The following is a 7,408-nucleotide window of genomic DNA, read 5'->3' on the forward strand; positions in this document are numbered from 1 at the left end:
TGAGCAGGAAGTATGCGGCCCGCTCTCGGGCCATGTTGCGCCCGCCGCCGGGCCCCCGGTTCTTCCGAATCTCGAACTCCATCGCATCCCCTGAGCTGGGGTGTTGCGACGACCACTAGAACTCAAGGCCGGCCGGGGCTTTCTCGCGTTCTGGACATGGTTTGGGGTCATGGATCGGTAATGGTTAGCCTGCGCCTATGGCACTTACATTCGAGTTGGATCCCGAGGTCGACGGCACGCTGCGGGACGGCATCACCGAGCTGTGGACCGAGGTCTCCGAAGCGGGCGGCGCGGTCGGCTTCGTGCCGCCGGTCACGGCCGACGACATCCGGCCCGAGCTGGACAAGCATCTGGACGCCATGGCCGAGGGGCGCACCCGCCTGCTGATCGGCCGCGACGAGAACGGTGCCGTCGCCGCCACGGTCTTCCTCGCCCTCAACACCCACCGGCTGATGCGCCACTGGCTCTGGCTCTACACGGTGATGGTCCACCCCCGCCACCAGGGCAAGGGCTACGGGCGCGATCTGATGGACGCCGCGGAGCGGGCGGCCCGGGGGACGGACGGGATCGAGGCCGTCCGGCTCAGCTGCCGCGGCGGCACCGGCGTCGACCGGTTCTACGCCTCCTGCGGATACAAGGAGGTCGGACGGGTGCCGGACGCGATCCGGGTGGCCGAAGGCGACGACCGCGACGACATCATCATGCTGCTGTCGCTCGGGCCCGTCCGGCCCTGATCCGGCGACGGGCCCCTGGGCTCCGAGAGCCCGCGCCCCCTTTGGCGGAGCCCTGCGAACTGATCGATTCCGGGGCATGCTTCACTGGTCGGGCAGGATCGAAGGACCGTCATACGTTGAGAGAGAGGCCAACTGTGTCCGCTGCCAAGCCGAGCGCGACAATTCGGTACACCGCGATGCGCCTCAGTATCTTCGTCGGCTGCTTCGCCGTCGCCGCCGTGGCCGTGCACTTCGGCCTGCTGCCCTCCGGGACGAACGGCTCGAATCTCGTCTGGGTGATTCTGCTCGCCCTGGTCCTGTCCGCGCCGCTGAGCTACGTGCTGCTGCGCAAGCAGCGCGACGAGATGTCCGAGCAGATCGTGTCCACGGTCGACCGCGCCAAGGAGCGCCTGGAGGCGAACCGGACCTGCGAGGACCACGTCACCCCCTGACCGCGGTGGCGGGGACGTGAGCGTTCCGTAGGGGCTGCGTAAGCTTCCTCACACCCGCACTGTTTCCGTTCGAAACCCCAGCGCCGGAGCGTTCGCTCCTGTACTGGGGTTTTGTCGTTCCCGCAGGGGGCCGGGGCGCGGTGACGGCGGTGGCGGCGGGCGGCCGGAGTCAAAGAAGACCTTTGAGGTTCTCAAAGTTCAAGTGTTAACGTGTTCGACATGAAGACAGCAGTGCGCCATCGATTCGCCGCGAGCGTCCCGCTCGTGGAGCGCCTGCATGTCGATCTCTGCCGCTGTATGTCCGCGGTCTGTTGCCGCAACGTCTGAACCGGCACCATGCAGCGGCGCCGCCCCTGACGCGGGCGCCGCACCCCCCGTCCCCCGCACAGCCGTCCCCGTGCGCCCCGATGCGTCACATCTGGAGTGTGTCCGTGTCCGCGAACCCCGCGTCCACCGCTGCCGGCAGTCCGTCCGGCTCCGGTTTCCGTATACCCAAGGTCCCGTTCTGGGCCCAGATAGTCGCCGGCCTCGTGCTCGGTGTCGTACTCGGCTGGATCACGCGTACGTATGACATCGGCTGGCTCTACACCACGCTCGACAAGGTCGGCCACATCTTCGTCCAGCTGCTGAAGCTGGCCGTCGCGCCCCTCGTCTTCTTCGCGATCCTGGTGTCGATCACCAACCTCCGCAAGGTCAACAACGCCGCCCGGCTGGCCACCCGCACCCTGCTCTGGTTCATGATCACCTCGCTGATCGCGGTCGCCATCGGCCTCACGATCGGCCTGATCACCAACCCGGGCTCCGGAACGGGCCTCACGCCGAAGGACGGCAAGCTGCCGGAGCACGCGGGCTCCTGGCTCGACTTCCTGACCGGCATCATCCCGGACAACGTGATCACCCCGTTCACCGAGCTGAACGTGCTCCAGATCGTCTTCATGGCCGCCGTCGCCGGCATCGCCGCGCTCCAGCTCGGCGAGAAGGCCCAGCCGATCCTCACCCTCAGCGAGTCCGTCCTGGAGCTTCTCCAGAAGGCCCTGTGGTGGGTCATCCGCCTCGCCCCCATCGGCACCGTCGGCCTCATCGGCTACGCGATCGCCGACTACGGCTGGGACCTGATCGGCAAGTACGCGACCTTCACCGCCGACGTCTACATCGGCTGCGCCCTGGTGCTGTTCGGTGTGTACCCGCTGCTGCTCGCCACTGTCGCCAAGCTCAGCCCGGTGCAGTTCTTCAAGGGCGCCTGGCCGGCGATCCAGCTGGCCTTCGTCTCCCGCTCCTCGGTCGGCACCATGCCGGTCACCCAGAAGGTCACCGAGCGCCTCGGCGTCCCGAAGGAGTACGCCTCCTTCTCCGTCCCGTTCGGCGCCACCACCAAGATGGACGGCTGCGCCGCCATCTACCCGGCGCTGGCGGCGATCTTCATCGCGCAGATCTTCGACGTCCAGCTGGGTGTCGGTGACTACGTCCTGATCGCGTTCGTCTCGGTGATCGGTTCGGCGGCCACCGCCGGTCTCACCGGCGCGACGGTCATGCTGACCCTCACCCTGTCGACGCTCGGCCTCCCGCTGGAGGGCGTCGGCCTGCTCATGGCGATCGACCCGATCCTGGACATGATGCGCACGGCCACCAACGTGGCGGGCCAGGCGCTGGTCCCGGTGATCGTCGCGGCCCGCGAGAAGATCCTCGACCACGACGCGTACAACTCGGCCACGTCCTCCCCGGTCGACGGCGACGAGGTGCGCGCGAGCGAGCCGCAGAAGGTGGCGGTCGCAGCGTAACCACGCACAGACACGGCATCCAGGAGCGCCCCCGGTCCGCCTCGCGGCAGGACCGGGGGCGCTCCCGCGCCGTACCCTTGCCGGGGAGTGGCACACGGGGGTGGGAGGAAGTCGACGTGGGTGCTGTGAAGAGCAAACGGATGCCGCGGGCCGTGCGCGAGCAGCAGATGATGGACGCCGCCGTGCAGACCTTCGGGCAGCGTGGCTACCGGGCCGCCTCGATGGACGAGATCGCCGAGCTGGCGGGGGTGTCCAAGCCGCTGGTCTATCTGTATCTCAACTCCAAGGAAGAGCTCTTCACCGCCTGCATCAGGCGGGAGGCGAAAGCGCTGGTCGAAGCGGTGCGGGCGGGGGCGGAGCCGGGGTTGCCGGCCGACCGGCAACTGTGGTCCGGGCTGCGGGCGTTCTTCACGCACACGGCGGAGCACCCGGACGGCTGGGCGGTGCTGCACCGCCAGGCGCGCACGCACGGGGAGCCGTTCGCCGACGAGGTGACGGCGATGCGGGACGAGATCGTTGCTTTCGTGACGGAGCTGATCGGCGCCGCGGCGCGCGAGGCGCACCACGACCCGGCGCTCCCCGACCGCGATGTGTCGGGGCTCGCGCAGGCGCTCGTGGGGGCCGCGGAGTCGCTCGCCGGGTGGGCGAACGAGACCCCGGGCGTCTCGGCGAAGGAGGCCGCGGCCACCCTGATGAACTTCTCCTGGGCGGGGCTGGAGAACCTCATGAACGGCCGTCCCTGGCAGCCGCCGGGTCCGGCGCGCGGAGGATCCGGCCGGTGAGGTGGAGGCGGCCGGCGGAGCGCAGCTGGAAGCCGGTGGCGTCCGCCGCGTAGGTGACGGTGGCGGGCAGCAGGACGGGGGCCCTGAAGTCGGCCCGTACGGCGTGGACTTCGTCGGGGTCCGGTGTCTCGGCCAGGCAGCGGGCGACGGTCCACATGCCGTGGGCGATGGCCCGGGGAAAGCCGAAGAGCCGGGCGGTGAGCGGATACAGGTGGATGGGGTTCCGGTCGCCCGAGGCGGCGCCGTACCGCCGTCCCAGATCGCCGGGCAGCCGCCACTCGGCGACTGCGGGCAGTTCCGGGGCCGGGGTGGTGTGCGTCGGGGCGGGAGCGGTGTCCGTCGGCGAGGGTCCGGGGCCGGTGCCTGCCGGCCCGCAGTCGGGTCCGGTGCCTGCCGGGCCGGGACCGGTGCCTGCCGGGCTGGTGCCGGGTCCGGTGTCTGCCGGGCCGGGGCCGGGGTGCGTCGCGTGCCGGGACAGATAGCCGCTGCGGGACTCCCAGACCAGCTCACCCGCCAGCCGCGCCTCGGTGACCATCGTGACCTCGGTGCCCCGCCGGTGCGGTGCCAGGCCCTCGGCGTACACCGTGAGTTCGGGCCGGTCCGTGGGGCGCGGCGTCCGGTGCCGGGTGATCTCGATCCAGGTGTGGACGAGGCCGACGACCGGGAGCGGGAACCTCCGGGCGGTCATCAGCCGCATGGCGAGCGGAAATCCCAGCACGTGCGGATAGGTGAGCGGCAGGGTGTCCGGTTCGGTGAAACCGCAGATCCGGCGGTACGAGGCGAGCGGCCCGGCCGCGATCGGCGCGGCCGGACGCACGGCCCGGTCGGCGGGCAGGGCGGCGCCGGGACGGCCGGCCCGCTTGAACGGGGAGGTGACGGCGCCCCGTACGAGTGCCGCGTTCAGGCTCGGCACGTCACGCCCCCAGCAGGCTCTGGCCGCAGACCCGCACGACCTGGCCGTTGACGGCCGTCGAGGCGGGCTGGGCGAACCAGGCGGTCGTCTCGGCGACGTCGACCGGGAGCCCGCCCTGGGCGAGGGAGTTCATCCGGCGGCCCGCCTCCCGGATGAGCAGGGGGACGGCCGCGGTCATCTTCGTCTCGATGAAGCCGGGGGCCACCGCGTTGACCGTGACGTCGTGGTCGGCGGCGGCGCGCGGGGCCAGTGCGCGGACCAGCCCGATGATGCCCGCCTTGCTCGCCGCGTAGTTCGTCTGGCCGTTGTTGCCCGCGATGCCGGCGATGGACGCGGTGGCGACGATCCGGCCGCCGCGGTTGACGGTGCCCGCCTTGAGCAGGGCGTCGGTGGTGCGCAGCACGCTGTCGAGGTTCACGTCGACGACCGTGGCCCAGCGTTCGGCCGGCATGTTGGCGAGGCGGCGATCGCGGGTGATGCCCGCGTTGTGGACGAGGACGTCGAGGCCGCCGGGGGCCGCGGCGGCGATCCGTTCCGCGGCGTCGTCCGCGGTGATGTCCAGCGGCAGCGCGGTGGCGCCGAGCGCCTCGGCGGTCCGGGCCAGTTCGTCTCCGGTCCGCGGGACGTCCAGGCAGACGACCCGGGCGCCGTCGCGGGCCAGCACCGAGGCGACCGAGGCGCCGATGCCGCGCGCCGCGCCGGTGACCAGGGCGGTGCGCCCGGCGAGCGGGGCGGTCCAGTCGGCGACCGGGGCGGGGACGGCGGCGGTCAGCTCGATCACCTGGCCGCTGATGTACGCGGAGCGGGGCGAGAGCAGGAAACGCAGGGTGGATTCGGCCGCGCCGACGGCTTCCGGGGCGATGCGGAGCAGTTGTACGGTGGCGCCCCTGCCGATCTCCTTGCCCAGCGAGCGTACGAACCCCTCCAGCGCCTGCTGGGCGGCGGCCCGATGGTGGTCGTCGGCCGACGGCCGCACCCCCAGCACCACGACGCGCCCGCCCGGGGCGAGGGAACGGATCACCGGGTGCAGCGCCGCGTGGACCCCGGCCAGCTTGCCGGGGGTGTCGACGGCCGTCGCGTCCAGCACGATCCCGGCGGGGCGTTCGGTGCGCGCGGTGACTTCGAGGCCGGTGGCGGCGAGGAGCGCGCCGAGCTCTCCGGTGGCCGCGGATTCCCCGGCGGTGAGGTGCAGCAGCGGGCCGTCCAGCGTCGGGGTCCGTGGTGACCAGCGGCGCAGCGGGGCGGGCTGCGGGAGTCCGAGCCTCCGGGTGAGAAATCGGCCGGGTGCTGTGCCGGTGAAGTGCAGATAGCGGTCGGCCATTGTCCAGACTCCCTGCTCGGTCGTAGATTTACTCCGGAGTAAGGTTACTCAAGAGTCAGGAGCTGGTCGAGATGATCCCCCTCGAACTCCCGCAGCCCCGCAGGGTCGCGGTCATCGGCGGCAGCTGCGTTCCGTTCGCGCGCTCCGACGGTCCGTACGCGCACTCCTCCAACCAGCAACTGCTCACGGCCGCGCTGGACGGTCTGGTCGAGAGGTTCGGGCTTCGGGGCGAGCTGGTCGGCGAGTTCGTCGCGGGCGCCGTGCTCAAGCACAGCCGTGACTTCAACCTGGCCCGGGAGACCGTGCTCGGTTCGGCGCTCGACCCGCGCACCCCCGCGTACGACATCCAGCAGGCGTGCGGCACCGGCCTCCAGGCGGTCGTCGCCGCGGCGGACAAGATCATGCTCGGGGCCGTCGACTCGGCGATCGCGGGCGGCACCGACACCACCAGCGACGCGCCCCTCGGCGTCAACGACGAGCTGCGCAGGCTGCTGCTCGACGCCCGGCGGGCGAAGTCGGCGGGGGCCAGGATCAAGGCGCTCGCCGGCGTACGTCCCCGGCACCTCGTCCCGGACATGCCGCGCAACGCGGAACCCCGCACCGGCCTCTCGATGGGCGAGCACGCGGCGGTCACCGCCCGCCGGTGGGGCATCACCCGTGAGGACCAGGACCTTCTCGCCGCCACCAGCCACCAGCGGCTCGCGGCCGCGTACGAGCGCGGCTTCCTGGACGACCTCGTGGTCCCGTACCGGGGGCTGACCCGTGACCAGAACCTCCGCCCCGGCTCCACCGCGGCGAAACTCGCCACGCTGAAGCCGGTGTTCGGCACCGACCACCCCGGCGCGACGATGACCGCGGGCAACTCCACCCCGCTCACCGACGGCGCCGCGACCGTACTGCTGGCGAGCGAGGAGTGGGCCCGCGCGCACGGCCTGGAGCCGCTCGCCTACCTGTCCATGTACGAGACGGCGGCTGTGGACCACGTGAGCGGCGACGACGGGCTCCTGATGGCCCCGGCGCACGCCGTACCGCGCATGCTGGAGCGCGCCGGGCTCACCATCGAGGACTTCGACCTGTTCGAGATCCACGAGGCCTTCGCCTCCCAGGTGCTGGCCACCCTCGCGGCCTGGGAGAAGCAGGGCCTGGCCCCGGTCGACCGGGACCGGCTCAACGTCGCCGGATCCTCGCTAGCCACCGGCCACCCGTTCGCCGCGACCGGCGCCCGGATCGTCGCCACCCTGGCCAAGCTCCTGGCGGAGCGCGAGGGACCGTCCCGGGGCCTGATCTCGATCTGCGCGGCGGGCGGCCAGGGCGTCACGGCGATCCTCGAACGCCCCTGACAGCCCCTCGCGCCCCTGATACACCCCCTCTCCGCGCCGCTGACACACCCCTCTCCACTCCGCCGGAGCCCTCCGCGCCCCTGACACACCACCCTCCGCGCCCCTGCCA

7 protein-coding genes are annotated in these 7,408 nt (G+C 71.8%); 5 read left to right on the forward strand and 2 right to left on the reverse strand.

Annotated elements, in window-relative coordinates; genetic code table 11:
* The first annotated feature begins 197 nt into the window (after positions 1 to 197).
* From AADR41_RS40205 to AADR41_RS40220, 4 genes are all read left to right on the forward strand, one after another.
* A complete protein-coding gene (locus AADR41_RS40205; RefSeq protein ID WP_342287260.1) occupies positions 198 to 734 on the forward strand; it encodes a GNAT family N-acetyltransferase in 537 nt (178 codons plus the stop codon).
* A gap of 176 nt (positions 735 to 910) precedes the next feature.
* Positions 911 to 1,165 (forward strand): DUF4229 domain-containing protein, encoded by a 255-nt coding sequence (locus tag AADR41_RS40210; RefSeq protein WP_342287261.1) that lies wholly within the window; start codon positions 911 to 913, stop codon positions 1,163 to 1,165.
* Between the two features lie 431 nt (positions 1,166 to 1,596).
* Positions 1,597 to 2,943, forward strand: coding sequence for a dicarboxylate/amino acid:cation symporter (locus AADR41_RS40215; protein ID WP_342287263.1), 1,347 nt, complete (start codon positions 1,597 to 1,599; stop codon positions 2,941 to 2,943).
* Between the two features lie 140 nt (positions 2,944 to 3,083).
* Positions 3,084 to 3,725 (forward strand): TetR/AcrR family transcriptional regulator, encoded by a 642-nt coding sequence (locus tag AADR41_RS40220; protein ID WP_259930164.1) that lies wholly within the window; start codon positions 3,084 to 3,086, stop codon positions 3,723 to 3,725.
* Here AADR41_RS40220 and AADR41_RS40225 read toward each other — a convergent pair.
* Entirely contained in the window at positions 3,667 to 4,638 is a 972-nt protein-coding gene (locus tag AADR41_RS40225; RefSeq protein ID WP_342287264.1) for a MaoC/PaaZ C-terminal domain-containing protein, read from the reverse strand. The genes AADR41_RS40220 and AADR41_RS40225 overlap by 59 nt on opposite strands.
* Before the next feature lies 1 nt (position 4,639).
* On the reverse strand, positions 4,640 to 5,959 hold the full coding sequence (locus tag AADR41_RS40230) for a 3-oxoacyl-ACP reductase (RefSeq protein ID WP_342287266.1): 1,320 nt from the start codon (positions 5,957 to 5,959) through the stop codon (positions 4,640 to 4,642).
* 71 nt (positions 5,960 to 6,030) lie between these two features.
* Between AADR41_RS40230 and AADR41_RS40235 the strand changes: the two genes are divergently transcribed.
* Positions 6,031 to 7,299 carry an acetyl-CoA C-acetyltransferase gene (locus tag AADR41_RS40235; RefSeq protein ID WP_342287267.1) on the forward strand — a complete coding sequence of 423 codons (1,269 nt, stop codon included), beginning with the start codon at positions 6,031 to 6,033 and terminating at the stop codon, positions 7,297 to 7,299.
* The last annotated feature ends 109 nt before the right edge of the window (positions 7,300 to 7,408 follow it).

It is taken from the genome of Streptomyces sp. CLV115 (assembly GCF_038448545.1).
Taxonomy (GTDB): Bacteria; Actinomycetota; Actinomycetes; order Streptomycetales; family Streptomycetaceae; genus Streptomyces; species Streptomyces sanglieri.

What these genes read in the sequence shown, in the direction of transcription:
- AADR41_RS40205 (WP_342287260.1), top strand. Translation starts at nt 198, where the DNA reads ATGGCACTTACATTCGAGTTGGATCCCGAGGTCGACGGCACGCTGCGG.
- AADR41_RS40220 (WP_259930164.1), top strand. Translation starts at nt 3,084, where the DNA reads ATGCCGCGGGCCGTGCGCGAGCAGCAGATGATGGACGCCGCCGTGCAG.
- AADR41_RS40235 (WP_342287267.1), top strand. Translation starts at nt 6,031, where the DNA reads ATGATCCCCCTCGAACTCCCGCAGCCCCGCAGGGTCGCGGTCATCGGC.
- AADR41_RS40230 (WP_342287266.1), bottom strand. Translation starts at nt 5,959, where the DNA reads ATGGCCGACCGCTATCTGCACTTCACCGGCACAGCACCCGGCCGATTT.
- AADR41_RS40210 (WP_342287261.1), top strand. Translation starts at nt 911, where the DNA reads ATGCGCCTCAGTATCTTCGTCGGCTGCTTCGCCGTCGCCGCCGTGGCC.